Origin of the sequence: Chitinimonas sp., assembly GCF_036568685.1 — a bacterium.
GTDB lineage: Bacteria > Pseudomonadota > Gammaproteobacteria > Burkholderiales > Chitinimonadaceae > Chitinimonas.
The window spans coordinates 16,808-34,048 of the sequence record NZ_DATCSC010000104.1 but is presented as its reverse complement, the minus strand read 5'-3'; the positions used below and the strand labels follow the sequence as shown (position 1 = coordinate 34,048).

The following is a 17,241-nucleotide window of genomic DNA, read 5'->3' as shown; positions in this document are numbered from 1 at the left end:
GCTGCCCGCCAGCAGGTGGCTGGCCTTGACGGCCTGCTGCTGGATATCGGTGGTGATATGCGCAGCTGGGGCCGCGCCCCGCAGGCGGCAGGCTGGCAAATCGGCGTTGCCCATGGCACCCGCCTGGCCGACAACGGCCCGGTCGCCGCCGTGCTGCAACTGAACAACCAGGCCGTCGCCACCAGCGGCCGCGGCCAGCGCGATCTGCAGGTCGGTGAGCAGCTGCACAGCCACACCCTCTCGCCCGCCAATGGCCAGGCTGTCACCCTGGTCAGCAGCGCCACCGTGTTGGCACCCAATGCCGCCGATGCCGACGCACTGGCCACCGCCCTATCTGTCATGGCCCCGCAACAAGGCCTGGCGCTGATCGCGCAGTTGCCCGGCGTCGAGGCCCTGCTGCAACTGGCCGATGGTCGCCAGCAAACCTCCAGCGGCTGGCACCTGGCGGCCGCCCAGCGCGAGCAACGCGCCGGCAGCTTCATGCATACCGCCGATGGTGCCGCAACCACCTGGCCGGCCGGCTTCGTCACCAGCATCGACTACGAGATCCCCAAGGTCGACGCCGAGAACTACAAGGCGCCCTTCGTGGCGATCTGGATCACCGATCAGAACCGCAACATCGTGCGCAACCTGACCCACCTCGGTACGCAAGAGAAGTGGATCGATTCCAACTACGTCTGGTGGCGCCGCTACGGCCGCAAGATCGACAAGCTCGACGCCGTGACCAAGCCCACCCGCAAGCCCGGCAAGTATTCCATCGCCTGGGACGGTACCGACGAAGAAGGCAAGAAGGTCGGCCAGGGCAAATACCTGGTCCATATCGAGGCCTCCCGCGAGCATGGCGGCCACACCTACCAGACCTTCGAGCTGGAACTGGCCACCAAGCCGCTGAGCCAGCCGGTACCGGCCAAGGAGGAGATGGGCGGTATCACTTTGCGCTTTGGCAAGGCCGTCTAAAGCACCGCCAGCCAGACCCTTTGTCAGTTGAACCACCGGCCGGGCCTCCGTGCCCGGCCCTGCTATTTCCGGAAGTCCCATGAGCAGCAATCCGCCCGACCTTACCGTGCCCAAGCCAGCCGCCAGTGCACGCCGCATCGACAAGAGCTGGTTCTACCGGCAGTCGCGGATGCTGCATGCCTATCTGTCCGCCTTCGCCTTTATCGCCCTCATGTTCTTCTCGCTCTCGGGCCTCTTGCTCAACCACCCGGACTGGTTCAAGGGCAAGAACAAGGCGGTGGACAGCACCTTCCACCTGAGCCCCGCCGAGCTGGCCGAAGCGCAGAGGTCCGACGACCCGGCCCGTGCACTGGGCGCCATTGTCGCCAGCCATGTACCGCTCAAGGGCGAATTCAAGAGTGGCGAGATCATCGACGGCGAGGCACAGATCCGCTTCGAGGGCGTCAGTGGCAAATCCGACCTCTTGGTCACCCTGGCCGACGGTCAGGTCGAAGCCACGGTCGAGCGTGCCACCGTCACCACCATGCTGCACGATCTGCACCGCGGCAAGAACTCGGGCAAGGCCTGGTTCTGGATCATCGACATCACCGCCGTACTGGTACTGGCGCTGTCGGTATTGGGCTACGTGCTGTTCTTCACCCTGCGTTTCCGGCTTGCCACCAGCCTCAAGTTGACTGGCGTCAGCCTGGGCGTGCTCGCGCTGATCCTCCTGGTCTTCGTACCCTAGGGCCTGCCGCCCCGGTAGACCGGCCCGCGCCCGCCGCTACGTTCTATTAAGCTTTGTTACAAGTATTAACGTCTGGGCGCGAGCCCCGGTAACAGAGTTATTGGATACTGCCGGCTCGATAACAATTCTCAATTAGAACATGACACGACAGGCCCTCTCCTCGCTGCGTTTCCCCCTGACTGCGCTTGCGCTCGCCTGCGCCGCCAGTTGGCCCGCCCTGGCGGCGGACGCCCCGGCACCGGCCGATGTGGCCAAGCCAGCCAAGAGCGAAGACAAGGAGGCCATCCAGGTCCAGGGCAAGAGCAATATGGAGACGGCCATCCGCCGTAACCAGCCGGCCAGCAAGATCATCGTCGGCCGCGAGGAACTGGACCGCTACGGCGACAGCAGCGTCGGGGACGTGCTCAAGCGCCTGCCCGGCGTAACCATGGGCGGCCCACCCGGCCGCGGTAGTGGCATCCGCATGCGCGGTCTCTCGGAGGGCTATACCCAGATCCTGATCAACGGCGAACCCATGGCCCGCGGCTTTTCGCTGGAATCGCTGTCGCCCGACGCAATAGAGCGCATCGAGGTCATGCGCGCCCCGGTAGCCGAACACAGCGCCCGCGCCATCGCCGGCACCATCAATATCATCCTGCGCGAAGACTTCGTAGCCAAGGCCCAACCGGCCCAGGCCCGCATGGCCCTGGCGGTGGAAGACGGCCGGGTGCAACCGCGCGTCGACGTGCAGTGGGGCGGCAAGACCGACGAACTCAACTACACCCTGGGCGGCGGCTACAACCACAACAACCGCGCCAACAGCAGTACCGCGACCGAGCAAGGGACCGGCCACAACGGCCTGCCCTACGACGAGGCGCGCAGCAATAACAGCAAGTCCTCGGGCTACAACGTCAACTTCACGCCACGCCTGACCTGGCGCTTTTCGCCCGGTAATACGCTGAGTTTCCAGACCTTCCTGATGCGCGGCGAGAACGACGGGCACAGCGAATCGAGCGTAGTACGCCTTGCCGGCGAACCCGCCAACTACGCGCTGGCGGTGACCGACAGCAGCTCGCGCATGGACATGGCGCGCGGCTTTGGTAACTGGAAGCAAACCTTCGAAGGTGGCAGCACGCTGGAAGGGCGCTTTGGCTTCAATGCCAATGAATCGCGCAGCCAGAGCCACCGCGACGAGTACGACGCCTTCGGTGTCGGTACCCGCAATACCGACGACACCTCCAAGGTGCACGACAAGGGCTTTACCACGGGCGGCAAATGGAGCCAGTCGCTTGGCGAGGACCATTCCATCGCACTGGGCTGGGATCTGGACCTGAGCCGGCGCGAGGAGACCCGCGTCAAGCTGATCGACGGCCAGCCCTATGTCACCGACGCCGGCGATGACCTGACCGCCCGCACCAGCCGCTACGCCCTGTTTGGCCAGGACGAGTGGAATATGGGACCGCAGTGGTCGGCCTACGCCGGTCTGCGCTGGGAAGGCATCAAGACCCAGAGCACCGATGCCATGGGCGACACCAACAACACCAGCAGCGTGTGGAGCCCCATGCTGCACGCGATCTACCGCATCCCCGGCAGCACCAAGGACCAGCTACGCGGCAGCCTGACCCGCAGCTACAAGTCGCCCAATATCCGCGACCTGATCTCGCGCCCGGTGCTCTCGCAGGATGACAACACCCGTAGCGACCCGGACCGAGCCGGCAACCCCAACCTCAAACCCGAGCTGGCCTGGGGCCTGGACTTCGCCTACGAGCACTATTTCGCCCAGGGTGGCCTCGTCAGCGCCACCACCTTTGTGCGCAAGATCGACAACCTGATCCGCCGCGACACCATGCTGGAAGACGTCGAAGGCGAACAGCGCTGGGTCTCCCGTCCGCGCAACCTGGGCGAGGCCACCAGCTACGGTGTCGAGCTGGAAGCCAAGTTCCGCCTGGCCGAACTGTTTGACGACGCACCGCCGCTCGACCTGCGCGCCAACTACAGCCGCTACTGGTCACAGGTCAAGGACGTTCCCGGCCCCAACAACCGGCTGGACGAGCAGGTGCCCGAACTCTTCAACCTGGGCCTCGATTACAAGTTCACCGGTACACCGCTGACGGTCGGTACCAATATCAACCTGGTTCCTTCCTACACGGTCCGCACCACCGAGACGGAGTGGAAGGAAGTAGACGCCAAGCGCCAGATCGACATCTACGGCCTGTACCGCTTCAGCCCCAGCATGCAGCTGCGGGTCACCGCCAGCAATCTCTTGCATCAGGACTATGTGACCAGCGTGCGCCAGACCGGTGCCGGCGCCACGCAGAGCAGCACCCGTACGCCGACCTATACCCAGGTCACTGCAATGCTTGAGGTGAAATTTTAGTGAAGTGGCAATTAGGGCTCAGCAGATTCAGCGTCAAGCTCAGCACCCGGCACAGCCGGGTGTTTTACTTCATATGATGTTCAAGCGCGCTTTCGCTTTCATATCATCCCCCCGCCCTCGCCGCCGCGAGGGAGCCTCGTTGACGCTCGTAGGTGGTTTCGATAAGCCAAGCATCAATCGGAAGCAGGACGCTTGGTCTTGCGCCGCGACAAAAGAAAAGGGCGCACCAGCACAAGCGAGTGCGCCCTTTTCTTGCTCTAAGCAGATCCGCTAGTACACATCACGCCGGTAACGGCCGGTGGCGATCAGGGTTTCGAGTTCTGCTTCGCCCAGCAGGTCCAGCAGTACGTCGTGCACGGCCGGAGCCATGCCGGCGGCGCTGCCGCAGACGTAGATCGCGGCGCCGCGGGCCAGCCAGGCCTGCACCTCGTCGCCGGCGGCGCGTAGTACGTCCTGCACGTAGACACGCTGCGCCTGGTCGCGCGAGAAGGCGGTATCGAGCCGGGCCAGGGTGCCATCCAGGCGCCAGGCCGCCAGCTCCGCCTCGTGGTAGTAGTCGTGCGCGGCATTGCGCTCGCCAAAGATCAGCCAGTGGCCACGATTGCCGGACCGGGCCTGCTCCTTGAGGTGGGCGCGCAGGCTGGCAAGGCCGGTGCCGTTGCCGATCAGGATCAGCGGGCACGGCTCGCTGGGCGCATGAAAGCCCGGGTTGCCGCGGACCCGCAGCGCCAGCGTGCTGCCCGGTTCGGCGTATTCGGTCAGCCAGCCCGAGCCCAGGCTCAGACCGTCTGGTGTGGCAATCTGCCGTATCAACAGGTCCAGTTGCCCATCACTAGGCAGCGAAGCGATGGAGTAGGCACGCGGCCGCAAGGGCTGCAGTTGCTCGGCCAGTTGTTGGGCGCTGCCGGCCCTCAACTGGCCCACTCGTTCACTACCCGCCAGCGCCTCGGCCAAGGTGCTGTCCTGGCCCTGCCATTGCACCGGGGTGTCGCCCGGCCAACCGGCCTCAGCCAGCCACTGCGCCACCTTGGCCGGCGACTGCCGCGGCAGGATCTCGACAATATCGCCGGCCTGCCATTGCAAAGACTCACCAGCCAAGGGTTTGAAACCGATATGGAAAGCTGCCGCGCCCTGGCTACCTGCATTGAGCAGGCGGCGCTCCGCCAACTGCCACGGCACAGTGGCCTCTGCCTGCCATGCGGGCAGTGTCGCCAGGCCGGTCAGCTCGGCCAGCTGCTGTTGCCAACGCAGGATGGCCGCCGGGTCGCCCTGATCGACCTCGATACGGGGGAAGCGGGCCGTGGCGCCTTGCCCAACCAGCCAGCCGTCAAGCTGGCGGCCAAAACCGCAGAAATCCGGGTAATGCTTATCGCCCAGCGCCAGCACGCCATAGCGCAGTTGGCTCAAGCGTGCGCCGCTGTGCATATGGCGGGCAAAGGCATGGGCGCTGTCCGGCGCTTCGCCCTCACCAAAGGTACTGACCACGAAGAGCACCTGCCGGTAGCCGGCCAGCTGCTCGGTGCTGAGGCTGCCCAGGCCCCTGAGCTCCACATCCAGTCCTGCGGCACGCAGGCTGTCCGCGGTCTGCCGCGCCAAGCCCTCGGCGTGGCCGGTCTGGCTGGCATGCGCCACCAGCCAAGCCCGGCTCACCTGCTGCGGTTGGATCTCGCGGCGCTTGCGCCAGCCCCAGGCCACAGTACCGGCTGCCAGCAGCAGGCTCAGCCGCCCCAGTGGGTTGATATATACCCCCTGCCAGAAGGCCGCGAGGCCGGCAAACCAGGTGGTGAAGCCCGGTCTTGCCAACAAGCGGCCGGTGTAGGGGTTCAGGTAGCGGTCTTCCAGGCCCCGCTCGGTCCGCAGTGCAACGCGCGCCGCCGTCTCAGGCCCACTCGGTGCCACCAGCTGTGTCACGGTCCAGGATGGGAAGTCGGTGTGTAATTGCTGGGTCAGCTGCGCCGCTGTCATTGGCCGCGCATCGTCGGCCGGTGGCTTCACCGTCACCGCCGCCGGGTCCAACAGACCCATGAGGCGCGACTGTTCCAGCCACATCAGCCCGCCTCCGGCCGCCACCGCCAGCCACAGGCCGGCGGCACCGGTCAGCCACTTGCGGCGCAAGCTCGCGCTCACAGCTCGGCCCACTGGCGCAGCAGGTTGTGATAGTGCCCGGTCAGGCCCACCGCCTCTTCACTCTCACCCAGCTTGGCGCGCACCTTCTGGATGTTCTGGTCCAGCTCATAGAGGAGATGGCGCTGCCAGTCGTCGCGTACCATGCTCTGTACCCAGAAGAAGGAGCAGACCCGCGCCCCGCGCGTCACCGGCTCCACCTTGTGCAGGCTGGTGGAGGGATAGAGCACCATATCGCCCGCCGGCAGCTTCACCTCGTGGGTGCCGTAGGTATCGACCACCACCAGCTCACCGCCGTCGTAGTCCTCGGGCTCGCACAGGAACAGGGTACAGGAGAGGTCGGTGCGCAGCCGCCCACCCTGTGGCAGGTTACGCACCGAACCATCCACGTGCAGGCCGTAATGCTCGCCACCTTCGTAACGGTTGAAGAGTGGCGGCACGGCACGTAGCGGCAACGCGGCAGAGAAATACATGGGGTTGCGCGCCAGCGCATCCAGCACCAGTTGGCCCAGCTCGCGCGCCAATGGCGAGTGCTCCGGCAGTTGCCGGTTGCGCTTGACCTGCGCGCCTTGCACACCGACGGTCTCGCGGCCGTCGGTCCAATCGGCCGCATCCAGCTGGCGGCGGATTTCCGCAACCTGGGCGGCGCTCAATACCTCGGGGATATGTAGCAGCATGGCTTACCTCAAATGCAAAAGAGCCTCCCCCCGAGGGGAAGGCTCTGCCCAGCGGATCTCAGACCCTATCAGAAGGCGAAGTTGGCCGACAGCTGAGCCGAGCGCGGCGCACCCGGGGTGTAGCGGTAGCCGCTCTTGTTGATGGCTGCCACGTATTCCTTGTCGCCCAGGTTGTAGACGTTGAGCTGCACGGTCACGTTGCGGTTGATCGCGTAGGCGGCCATGGCGTCGAACACCCAGTAGGACTCGGTGTGCGACGGGGTACCCACCGCACCGTCAACACCGCGCTGCAGGCCATCTGCGTAGCGGGCACCACCACCGATGGTGATGCCGTAAGGCAGCTTGTAGGTGGTCCAGGCGGTGAAGGTCTTCTTCGGCGTGTAGTTCAGCGCACGGCTCACGCCATCAGCGGCAACCGTGGCACCGGCAACCACTTCGGTGTCGGCAATCGAGAAGCCGGCGTTGACCGACCAGTTCTTGGTGATGTCGCCAGTCAGGCCCACTTCTACACCCTGCACGCGCTTTTCACCGCTCTGGTAGTAGAGCTTGTCGGTCGGGTCCTGCTCGATCTCGTTGGTTACGGTGGTGCGATACACGGCGGCGGTGAAGGCCAGCTGCTTGTTCAAGAGGTCCCACTTGGTACCGAACTCGGCGGTCTTGGCCTTTTGCGGTTCGTACTTGGGGTTGGCGCCGCTGTTGGTAGCCGCGCTGAGCGCGAAGTTGGCGCCGCCCGGGGGCTGTTGCGAAGTGGCGTAGGAGAGATAGACGCTACCGTTGTCAGCCGGCTTGAACAGCACGCCCGCCTTCCAGTTCACCAGATTGTCCTTGGCCTCCAGCGCGAGCGGGACCAGGGTGCCGACCGGCAGCGTGGGGTTGGACGTCGCAGTCGATTTGCTGATGCTCTCGTAGCTGGTGTTGTAGTGGTCAAAGCGCAGGCCACCGTTGATCTGCCATTGCTCGCTGAGCTTGATGGTATCGAACAGGTAGGCGCCGATGGTGTTGGTAGTGCCATCGGCACGCACCCCGTTACGGACCGGGCTGTAACCAGTGACCGCATCGTTCGGGTTGGGGTGGTACAGGTTGGCTGCCGGCATGGTGCCCAGGCCGTCGTAACCGTAGGTGGTCTGGTTCTCGCGGATGAACTCCAGACCGCCACTCAGCGAGTGCTCCAGGCCGCCAGCCACGATATTGGCGGTGACATTGGTCTGGTTGGTCAGGATCTCGTTGCGCTGGTCCTTGAGCTGCCGGTTGCTGCGCGCCACGGTCCAGGTGTCGGGGTTGGCCGGGTTGGGGGTCAGCAGGTTGGGGGCCGAGCCCATAAAGCCGGTCAGCACATAGAACTGGCTGGTCTTGCCATAGCGCGAGGTGTTGCGCAGGGTCACATTGGACGAGAAGTCATGCTCGAAGCGAGCGGTGAACATATCGGCGGTGACGTTATCGAAGTCGGCGGTGGAACCGTAGAAGTTCTTCGGGTCGACCTTGGCCGCGGTGGTCACGTAGGGGCGCGCCGGGATGGCCGGCGTGGTACCGGAAGCGTTCTGCACCGGGCTGGAATAGCCGGGTAGACCAATGGTGGGTACGCCGCCATCAGGCACGTTATCTTGCTTGACGTGCAGGTAGGAGAACACGGTGCGGGTGTTGCTGCCCAGGCCGAAGGCCAACGAGGGGGCGATCCCCCAGCGGTTGTTCTCGACTTCCTTGCGGCCCACTACGCCAGCGTCCTGCGCCATCAGGTTCAGGCGGAAGGCAGCGCCTTCGATGTCTTTGATCGCCATGTTCCAGTCCAGGGAGGCGCGCTTGAAGTCTGCGCTGCCGACGTTGACCGAGCCGGACAGGGCGTTTTCCAGCTTGGGCGACTTGGACGACAGGTTGATGTAGCCGGTGGGTGCGCCACGGCCGTTGTCGGTACCGGCCGGGCCCTTGGCGATTTCGATCTGCTCGATGTTGAACACGTCGCGCGAGATGGAACCGAGGTCGCGAACGCCATCCACATAGATGCTGCTCGAGGTATCGAAGCCACGCATATAGATTGCGTCACCCGTATTGGTGTTGCCGTTCTCACCCAGGAAGAAGGTGCTCACACCCGGGCTGTTGCGCAGCGCTTCGGTCAGGGTGGTGGCAGCCTGTTCCTTGAACAACTCTTCCTTGATCACCGAGATGGACTGGGTGGTATTCACCAGCGGCTGGGTCAGCTTGGGCGAGCTGGCCTTGTCGGCCTTGTAGGCAGGCAGCTCGGTCTGCGCTTCAACCTTCACGGCCGGCAGGACAGCATCGTCCTTCTTGGCCGGGGCCGGCTCGGCCGCCATGGCAGCACCCGCCGGCAGCGCCAGCATCAGTGCAGAGGCCAAGGCCGTGGTCTTGAGGCGCTGAACGTCGCCGTGTTTCTTGCTGGCGATATAAGCCATGTCTACATCCCTGTGTCTGTTTAGAAGTGAAAGCTGTCGGGTCGGCAGGCCTTGCCTACCACCCTGAATCCGGACCGCGGGTCACCCCGCTTTTTGGGCAGGCGCAACTGTAACGAGAGTCATTCTTATTTGCAAACAATTTACATTTAATCGTGGAATGCCGGCGTGACCAAAACACGCTTCTAAATCGAGGATCGGGGCGCAATCTGTGCGGGCCGCACAGACGTTTCAGTTTCCTCGCGTCGGCGAGAGCGGAGTTGGGATGCAATGCAGGCTTTGGGCCGCCTGCCTCAGCCTTCACGAATAACAAGCACCCTGGCGCACAGCGAGTTCGGCTGCTGCATCCAAGTTCGCAAGCCAGAGGTGCCGCTAGCAAGGCCCTTATGGCTAGGCGAGCGAGAGCAGGCGCGTGCAACGGACAGTACAGTTAGTACGGCAAGCTCGCACAACAACGCCAGATACCGCGCAGAAGGCAATCGAGACACTGACGAGCGTCAGCGAGGCTCCCCGCCGGCGGAGCGGCTGCCAGAGTTCTTGGCGCTTTAGCGCCTAGAACCTGTGCGTGCAAAGCTGCGGGAGGGGTCGGGAGGCGATAAAGATGGGGGGCGTCTTTCAGGTTCGGCTCATGGTAAGCGCACGGGTTTCCTGGGCGCCTACGCCAAATTCAAAGACCAAATGTCGTCCCCAAAAGCATCAAGCCACCCAAAAAAAAACCGGCCCACGAGGGGCCGGAATCCGTACTGGGTGGTGACACATCAAGGGTCGGGGCGACCCCTGGCAAGCGTATCGGCGGTCGAGGGGACCGCATCGGTCGATATCTTGCTCTGCCGCGCAAAACCAAGCCATTCGCTTCCCGATCGCAACCGCCAGGTTCGGCTCAACAGATGACCGCACTTTATCAAGACAAATTCTCAATTGCAAATGATATTTGTTCTTATTTGAAGGGTCAGTAAAACAGCAGCAGCACAGATGGCTCCGCCAGCCCACTGCCTGTACCGGAATCAGCCTCGCACAGCATGGCATAATCCGCGCCATGGTTGCCCCTACCCGCCCCCTCGCCTTGTCTGTTGCCGAAGCCGCCGATCCCCCGGCCTGGCTTGGTCGGCTAGCGGACCGCTTCGGTGCAGAGGACATGCAGCGGATCGCCACCGCCATGGAATGGGCCCAGGCACTCTATGCCGGCCTGCGCTATGCGCCCATCGATGCACCAGTTTTCCCACACGCGGTCGCCGCTGCCAGCATCGTGGCAGACCTGAGGTTGTCGGCCGATACGGTCATCGCCACCCTGCTGTTCTGCGCACCCGATCATCTGCCCGATGCACAGGAGCAGATCACCGCCCGCTTCGGCCCTATGGTGGCCAAGCTGGTGGACGGCGTCAGCAAGGTCCGCAAGATGTCGGCCCTGGCGCATGTCGATGCCGGTCGCAAGGAAGCCGCCGAGCAGCAGATCGAGACGGTGCGCAAGATGCTGCTGGCCATGGTCGAGGACATCCGGGTGGTGCTGATCAAGCTCGCCTGGCGTACCCAGACCATGCACTACCTCGCCAAGTGCGAGGAGCGCGTACGCGTGCCCATCGCACGCGAGACCCTGGATATCTTCGCCCCGCTGGCCAACCGGCTGGGCGTCTGGCAGATCAAGTGGGAGCTTGAGGATCTCGGCTTCCGCTTTCTTGAGCCAGCGCTCTACAAGAAGATCGCCGGCCTGCTTGATGAAAAACGGGTGGACCGCGAGAACTTCATCGCTGAAGCCATCGCCTCCTTGCGCGAGAAGCTGGTCGAACAGGGCATCAAGGCCGATCTCGTCGGCCGGCCCAAGCATATCTACAGCATCTACAAGAAGATGCAGAAGAAGCGGCTGGACTTCAGCGAGATGTACGACATCCGCGCCATCCGCGTGTTGGTCGATACCCTGCCCGACTGCTATGCCGCCCTCGGCGTGGTGCACCATATCTGGCAACCCATCCCTGGCGAATTTGACGACTACATCAGCCATCCCAAGGGTAACTTCTACCGCAGCCTGCACACCGTGGTGGTGGGCCCGCAGGACAAGGCGCTGGAGGTGCAGATCCGCACCTTCGAGATGCACGAGCATGCCGAATACGGCGTAGCCGCCCACTGGCGCTATAAGGAAGGCGGCTCTGGCGATGCACGTTATGAAGAAAAGATCGCCTGGCTACGCCAGCTCTTGGACTGGCGTGAGGACGTCAGCCAACAGACCGCGCTGGCAGAGGCTTTCCAGGCCGAGCAGTTCGACGACACCGTCTATGCCCTCACCCCGGCTGGCCGCGTGATCGCCCTGCCGCATGGCAGCACGCCGGTAGACTTTGCCTATCATCTGCATACCGACCTGGGCCACCGCTGCCGGGGCGCCAAGGTGGACGGCCACATCGTGCCGCTCGATACCCCGCTCGTCACCGGCCAACGGGTCGAGATCCTGGCCGCCAAGGAAGGCGGCCCCAGCGTGGACTGGCTGCACCAGGGCTACCTCAAGAGCCACCGCGCCATCACCAAGGTACGCCATTGGCTCAGGCAGCAGAACCTCGACGTGGCCATCGAGGCCGGTCGCAGCATCCTGGACCGTGAGCTGGCCCGCGCCGGCAGCCACCCCAACTTAGACGAATTCGCCCTCAAGCTCGGCTTCAAGCAGCTAAGCGAATTGCTGGCCGCCATTGGCCAGAACGAAATCACCGCCCGCGACCTCGCACTGGCGCTGGCGCCTGCCGTGGTCGAAGCACCGGTTGCCACCACCGACATCATCAAGCGGGCCCGCGCCGATACCCAGGGCCAGGGCATCCTCATCGAGGGCGTGGACAAACTGATGACCATGCTCTCCAAGTGTTGCAAGCCTGTCCCACCGGACGCCGTAGTCGGCTTTGTCACCAAGGGTCGCGGCATCAGCATCCATCGTACCGACTGCCAGACCCTCAAGCGCCTCTCGCTACAGGCACCGGAGCGGCTGATCACTGCCGATTGGGGCGACAAGCTCACCCGCGCCCAGCACGGCCAGGTCTTCGCCGCGGATGTCGAAGTGGAGGCACACGACCGCCCCACCCTGCTGCGCGACATCTCCGATCTGTTCTCGCGCGAGAAGATCAACATCACCGCAGCCCAGACCATCAGCCGCAACCAGATCGCCCGCATGCGCTTCACACTGGAGATCCGCGACGCTCAGGCATTGCGCAAGGTCATGGAACACGTCAACCAGGTGCCGGGTGTGATCTCGGTGACGCGCCGGTAGTTTTTAGAGAGTTGATGTTAGGTCAGCGCCTGGCAAAGCCAGGCGTTATTCCAGTATGCGAAATTCCCGGCGCTCCCTTTATTTAATCCACTCCCCCCGCCCCCGCCGCCGCGAGGGAGCCTCGCTGTGGATCATGGAATTACTGTGGCGAGGTTTCTTACGGCAGTACTTCGCCCGGCAAAGCCGTGCGCTAATTGGCATTCGCTATGCAAGCGCGCTTCGCTTTCCTATCTCCCACTCCCCCCGCCCTCGCCGCCGCGAGGGAGCCTCGCTGACGCTCGTCAGGGGCTGGATGGAGTTGGCACTGAACTCCCCACGCTGGCTAGCTGTGATGTTGGCACCTCTGGCCTTCGCCCAGGAACAGGCGGGTGGCGGGACGACGCATGTCCAGCAGACGGCTCCGGAGGTGAATGAGGCGCGGGCGCAGGGGGGCTTGCCGGTGCTTTGGCTGGATGGGGAGCCTTTGCCGGAGCGGGCGTTCAAGTGGTTCAGTACCTTGCCCAATATCTGGTACGACAGCGTGCTCCTGCCGCTAGCCGATAGTGGTGCCTCGGTGCTCAACCTGCGGTTGGCACGCAGTCCGAGCGAGGTGAGCCAGGAGACCAGCGCCGAACTCGGTAGCAGTGGCGGGCGGCCGACGGCCCGGCTGGCACTCAACCGCACCACGGCCGGCAAGGACTGGCAGGACAAGCTGCTTACCGACCTGGCCTGGCGCGAAACGCCGCAGCATTGGAGCAAGCGCACCCGCTACTTCGACCCCGGCGGCCGGGTCAGTAGCGAGGAGCAGGAACAAGCTGCGGAGCGACGCAGCGTCCTGGACTTCCGGCTGGCGCCGAGCTTCGAGATCCCCACCGGCGATGGCGGCAGCTGGAGCATTGCGCCCTTTCTGGCCCATAGCGGCGAACGGGTGGATCGCAGCATCCGCGACGACACCGTCTCGCTTGCCGCCCCTGGCACGCAGGTACTGTACGCCCGCGAAGCCGAGCACAATCGCAACCTGCTGTGGCGCGGCAATCTCGCCTGGGCAGGCCCCCTGGGTGGCTGGAAGCAGCGCTACGCCCTGCTGTTGCAGGGCAGCGGCGACCGTAGCGAGGAAGCGCGCGAGGAACGCGGTACCGACGGCAGGCTGAGCCGCTTGCGGCGCGAATCGGACAGCGGCCAGGACCGCGAGACCAAGCTCAGCGGCGAAGCCAGCCGCCAACTGGCCGGCCAGGCGTTGAGCCTGGGTGGCGAGTGGCGCGAGATCCGCAGTCGCGAAGAAGAAACGGTGCAAGAGCTGCTGGAACCCGCCAGCCAGGACCGCTACCACCAGCTGGAATTCCGCAGTGCGCTATGGGTGCGTGACGAATGGACTCCCGCCAAGGGCCAGCGCGCCAACCTGGGTCTGCGCAGCAGCTGGGTGGATACCCGGCCGACCTATCCCGAGCGAGTCTCACGCCGCTACCGCCATCTGCTGCCATCAGCCGGTTGGCGCCAGCAGCTCGACCCGCTCAGCCTGCTCAAGCTCAGCGCCAGCCGCAGTGTGCGGCTGCCCAAGGTCAGCGAGCTCAGTACCGTGCGCGACAACGCTCCCGACAATGACGGCCTCAACCCCGACCTCCTGGGCAACCCGCAGCTGCGCCCCGAGCGTAGCTGGAATGCAGAGCTGGGCATGGAGCGCACCCTGCAGCAGAACCGCGGCCTCTTGAGCGCCACCCTGGGCCTGCGTGCCATCCGCGACCTGATCGAACCGCGCAACCTGCTCTCGCAAGGGCGCTGGGTGGAAGTCCCCTACAATATCCCGCGCGCGCGCAGCTGGACGCTCAAGTTCGGCGGCCGGCTCAATCTTGCCAGCACCGGCTGGCAGGGCGGCACGCTGGAATTCAGCACCAGCCACATCGGCTCGCGCGTGCGTGACCCGCAGAGCGGCCAGGTCCGCCACATCTTCGACCAGCCGGCCGACTTGTTCGGTCTGGACCTCGCCGGCCCAATCACCGGCGACTGGCGCGGCAAGTTCGGCTGGCATTACGCCGCGCGGGTGGAGAAGGGCGGTCCGGACGGCGCCTGGCACGAGTCGGGCCAACACACCGTCGGCTTCAGCTTCAGCCGCCCGGACGGCCGCGACGGCCGCTGGCAGATCAGCCTGCGCGACCTCCTGCCCGAGCAGCTGCGCAGCGACCAGCCCCAATACCAGGACGGCATACTGCAGAGCCGCACCCGGCTGAAGGAAACTGCAGCCAGCCAGTTCAGCATCGCCTACATACAGAAGTGGTAGCCACCGGCACGACCACGCAGACAGGAACCTCCATGCTTACCAACGACGTACTGCGCAGCCTGCGCTACCTGCTCAACATCAGCGACACCAAGGTCGCCGATATCATCGGTCTCACCGGCCAAACCATTGCGCGCGACGACGTCATCGACTACCTGCGCAAGGACGAGGAAGAAGGCTACCGCGACTGCCCCGAGGCGGTGCTGGCCCACTTCCTCGACGGTCTGATCATCCACCGCCGAGGCCGCGACGAGAGCAAGCCGCTGCCTGCCGTCAGCCTGCCGCTCTACAACAACATCGTGCTCAAGAAGCTGCGGGTGGCTTTTGAGCTCAAGGAAGAAGACATGTTGGCCATCCTGGAGTTGGCCGGCTTCCGCGTCTCTCGCCCCGAACTCAGCGCCCTTTTCCGCAGCCCCGATCACAAAAACTACCGGCGCTGTGGCGACCAGTTCCTGCGCAACTTCCTCAAAGGCCTGACCCTGCGCCAGCGCGGCTAAGGCCTTGAAAGGCATGCCCTTGGTATATCTGCATCCAGGGGCGGACTTGTCACGGTTTTGTCATTTCGCGTTCATATCATCGTCCGCTGATACTCTCCTACGCCGTCGCAATACGGCCAGGCATAGCCCTGGCATGCAGGCGTGGTCACGCTCTTGGTCAGCGCAGGGGTATGAACGGAATGAAGAAAATGACGCATGCCCTGCTCGAAGCCCAAACAAGCCAATCCGAGGCCGAGCATCAGCTGGCCGCCTTACGCGCCATCCTGGCGCACGATAGGCTGAGCCCGGTCTTCCAACCCATCGTCGAGTTGGCCAGCAAGCGTATCATCGGCTTCGAGGGCCTGATCCGCGGCCCGTCGAACAGCTTTCTGCACTCGCCACTCAATCTCTTTGAGAGCGCCGAGCGGCATGGCCTGTTGCTGCAGACCGAACGGCTGGCCCGCCGCGTCACCATACGGCGCTTCGCCGAACTCGACCTTGGCGAAGCCAAGCTCTTCCTCAACGTCAGCCCCGAGAGCCTGGTCCAGCCCGCCTTCCGCCCGGGCGAGACACGCGCCCTCCTGGCCGAGTTGGGCCTCACACCCGAGCAAGTGGTGATCGAGCTGACCGAGACCCGCCCCACCCTGGACGTCAAGCTGCTGCACGAAGCGGTCAACCACTATCGCAGCATGGGCTTCGCCATTGCCATCGACGACCTGGGAGAGGGCTTCTCCAGCCTGCGTCTTTGGTCCGAACTGCGGCCGGACTACGTCAAGATCGACAAGCACTTTATCCAGGGCCTGCACCTCGACCCGGTGAAGCAGCAGTTCGTCAGCGCGATCCAGCGCATCGCCAATGGCGTCTGCGCCCGCATCATCGCCGAGGGGGTGGAAACTGCCGAGGAACTGGCGCTCCTGCGCAAGCTCGGCATCCACTGTGTGCAGGGCTACTTCCTGGGCCGGCCCGAGGCCACCCCGCATCAGCAGCTGCCTATCGCCGCCCAGCAGATACTCAGCGCTGCCGATCAAGCCCACCGCAGCCGCAACCTGCTGCTGCGTTCCAACCAGGTCGCGGGCCAGCTCTTGCGCGCCAACCCCTGTGTGCAGCCGCAACTCGACAACGAACATGTCTACCAGTTGTTCGCCGACAATCCCAATCTCTACGCCATCCCAGTGGTGGACAGCAACGGTTGCCCGGTGGGCGTGCTGCGGCGTAGCGACTTCCTGGAGCGCTTTGCCCGCCCCTTCAACCGCGAGCTGTACGGCAAGAAGCCCTGTACCGCGTTGATGGACCGCCATCCCTTGATCGTGGACCGCTCGCTCAGCCTCGCTTCGCTGTCACAACTGGTGGTGGCGGCCGACCGCCGCTATCTGGTGGATGGTTTCATTCTCACCGACGACGGCCAGTATGTGGGCACGGGTACCGGCCATGACCTCATGCGCGCCATCAGCGAGATCCAGCTCAATGCCGCCCGCTATGCCAACCCTTTGACCCTGCTGCCAGGCAATGTGCCCATCAACGAGCACATCGACCTGCTCTTGGAAAGCGGTGCCGACTTCGTGGCGGTATTTGCCGATCTCAATGACTTCAAGCCCTTCAACGATGCCTACGGCTACCGCAAGGGCGACGAAGTGATCCAGTTGCTGGGGCGATTGCTATCCGAAGCGGTACACGGCGAGCGTGACTTCGTCGGCCATATCGGCGGCGACGACTTCGTACTGCTGTTCCAGAGCGAGGATTGGCAAGCCCGCTGCGAGCAGCTGCTGCAGCGCTTCGCCGACGCCATTCGCGCCTGTTTCAGTGAAGAACATCAGGCCGCGGGGGGCTATCTGACCCTGGACCGCAAGGGTGTACAGACCCTGCACCCGCTCCTCTCGCTGGCACTGGCGGCGGTACCGGCCAGTGCCACACGCTTTCACAACCACCATGAGCTTTCGGCTGTCCTGGCCGAGGTCAAGCAGGCCGCCAAGCAGGCGGGCGGCAATGTGCTGCTGCAGGATAGGCGCAGCAGCGCGGTCTTGGCCCACTGA

The 17,241-nt window shown here is 64.3% G+C and carries 10 protein-coding genes; 7 read left to right on the top strand and 3 right to left on the bottom strand.

Annotation, left to right across the window (positions count from 1 at the left end):
* The 3 genes from VIM95_RS14880 to VIM95_RS14870 form a co-directional block, all read left to right on the top strand.
* Positions 1–957 (top strand): DUF2271 domain-containing protein (locus VIM95_RS14880; RefSeq protein ID WP_331987117.1); only part of this gene is annotated, 957 nt, incomplete at its 5' end.
* A gap of 79 nt (positions 958–1,036) precedes the next feature.
* Positions 1,037–1,684: a PepSY-associated TM helix domain-containing protein gene (locus tag VIM95_RS14875; RefSeq protein WP_331987115.1), complete on the top strand. Its 648-nt coding sequence runs from the start codon at positions 1,037–1,039 to the stop codon at positions 1,682–1,684.
* A 139-nt stretch (positions 1,685–1,823) separates the two neighbouring features.
* On the top strand, positions 1,824–4,040 hold the full coding sequence (locus VIM95_RS14870) for a TonB-dependent receptor (RefSeq protein WP_331987111.1): 2,217 nt from the start codon (positions 1,824–1,826) through the stop codon (positions 4,038–4,040).
* Between the two features lie 270 nt (positions 4,041–4,310).
* Here the strand turns inward: VIM95_RS14870 and VIM95_RS14865 are convergent, their stop codons facing one another.
* The 3 genes from VIM95_RS14865 to VIM95_RS14855 form a co-directional block, all read right to left on the bottom strand.
* Positions 4,311–6,155: a flavodoxin domain-containing protein gene (locus VIM95_RS14865; RefSeq protein WP_331987107.1), complete on the bottom strand. Its 1,845-nt coding sequence runs from the start codon at positions 6,153–6,155 to the stop codon at positions 4,311–4,313.
* An 8-nt stretch (positions 6,156–6,163) separates the two neighbouring features.
* Positions 6,164–6,841 (bottom strand): Fe2+-dependent dioxygenase, encoded by a 678-nt coding sequence (locus VIM95_RS14860; RefSeq protein WP_331987103.1) that lies wholly within the window; start codon positions 6,839–6,841, stop codon positions 6,164–6,166.
* Positions 6,842–6,909: 68 nt separating this feature from the next.
* Positions 6,910–9,246, bottom strand: coding sequence for a catecholate siderophore receptor Fiu (locus VIM95_RS14855; protein ID WP_331987099.1), 2,337 nt, complete (start codon positions 9,244–9,246; stop codon positions 6,910–6,912).
* Positions 9,247–10,279: 1,033 nt separating this feature from the next.
* Between VIM95_RS14855 and VIM95_RS14850 the strand changes: the two genes are divergently transcribed.
* The 4 genes from VIM95_RS14850 (at position 10,280) to VIM95_RS14835 (ending at position 17,241) form a co-directional block, all read left to right on the top strand.
* On the top strand, positions 10,280–12,484 hold the full coding sequence (locus VIM95_RS14850; protein ID WP_331987088.1) for a bifunctional (p)ppGpp synthetase/guanosine-3',5'-bis(diphosphate) 3'-pyrophosphohydrolase: 2,205 nt from the start codon (positions 10,280–10,282) through the stop codon (positions 12,482–12,484).
* Positions 12,485–12,815: 331 nt separating this feature from the next.
* Positions 12,816–14,738 carry a TonB-dependent receptor gene (locus tag VIM95_RS14845; protein WP_331987084.1) on the top strand — a complete coding sequence of 641 codons (1,923 nt, stop codon included), beginning with the start codon at positions 12,816–12,818 and terminating at the stop codon, positions 14,736–14,738.
* 32 nt (positions 14,739–14,770) lie between these two features.
* Positions 14,771–15,232 (top strand): DUF1456 family protein, encoded by a 462-nt coding sequence (locus VIM95_RS14840; protein ID WP_331987081.1) that lies wholly within the window; start codon positions 14,771–14,773, stop codon positions 15,230–15,232.
* Positions 15,233–15,420: 188 nt separating this feature from the next.
* Complete coding sequence (locus VIM95_RS14835; RefSeq protein ID WP_331987078.1) at positions 15,421–17,241, top strand: GGDEF domain-containing protein; 1,821 nt, start codon at positions 15,421–15,423, stop codon at positions 17,239–17,241.

What these genes read in the sequence shown, in the direction of transcription:
- VIM95_RS14875 (WP_331987115.1), top strand. Translation starts at nt 1,037, where the DNA reads ATGAGCAGCAATCCGCCCGACCTTACCGTGCCCAAGCCAGCCGCCAGT.
- VIM95_RS14870 (WP_331987111.1), top strand. Translation starts at nt 1,824, where the DNA reads ATGACACGACAGGCCCTCTCCTCGCTGCGTTTCCCCCTGACTGCGCTT.
- VIM95_RS14860 (WP_331987103.1), bottom strand. Translation starts at nt 6,841, where the DNA reads ATGCTGCTACATATCCCCGAGGTATTGAGCGCCGCCCAGGTTGCGGAA.
- VIM95_RS14855 (WP_331987099.1), bottom strand. Translation starts at nt 9,246, where the DNA reads ATGGCTTATATCGCCAGCAAGAAACACGGCGACGTTCAGCGCCTCAAG.
- VIM95_RS14850 (WP_331987088.1), top strand. Translation starts at nt 10,280, where the DNA reads ATGGTTGCCCCTACCCGCCCCCTCGCCTTGTCTGTTGCCGAAGCCGCC.
- VIM95_RS14845 (WP_331987084.1), top strand. Translation starts at nt 12,816, where the DNA reads ATGTTGGCACCTCTGGCCTTCGCCCAGGAACAGGCGGGTGGCGGGACG.
- VIM95_RS14840 (WP_331987081.1), top strand. Translation starts at nt 14,771, where the DNA reads ATGCTTACCAACGACGTACTGCGCAGCCTGCGCTACCTGCTCAACATC.
- VIM95_RS14835 (WP_331987078.1), top strand. Translation starts at nt 15,421, where the DNA reads ATGACGCATGCCCTGCTCGAAGCCCAAACAAGCCAATCCGAGGCCGAG.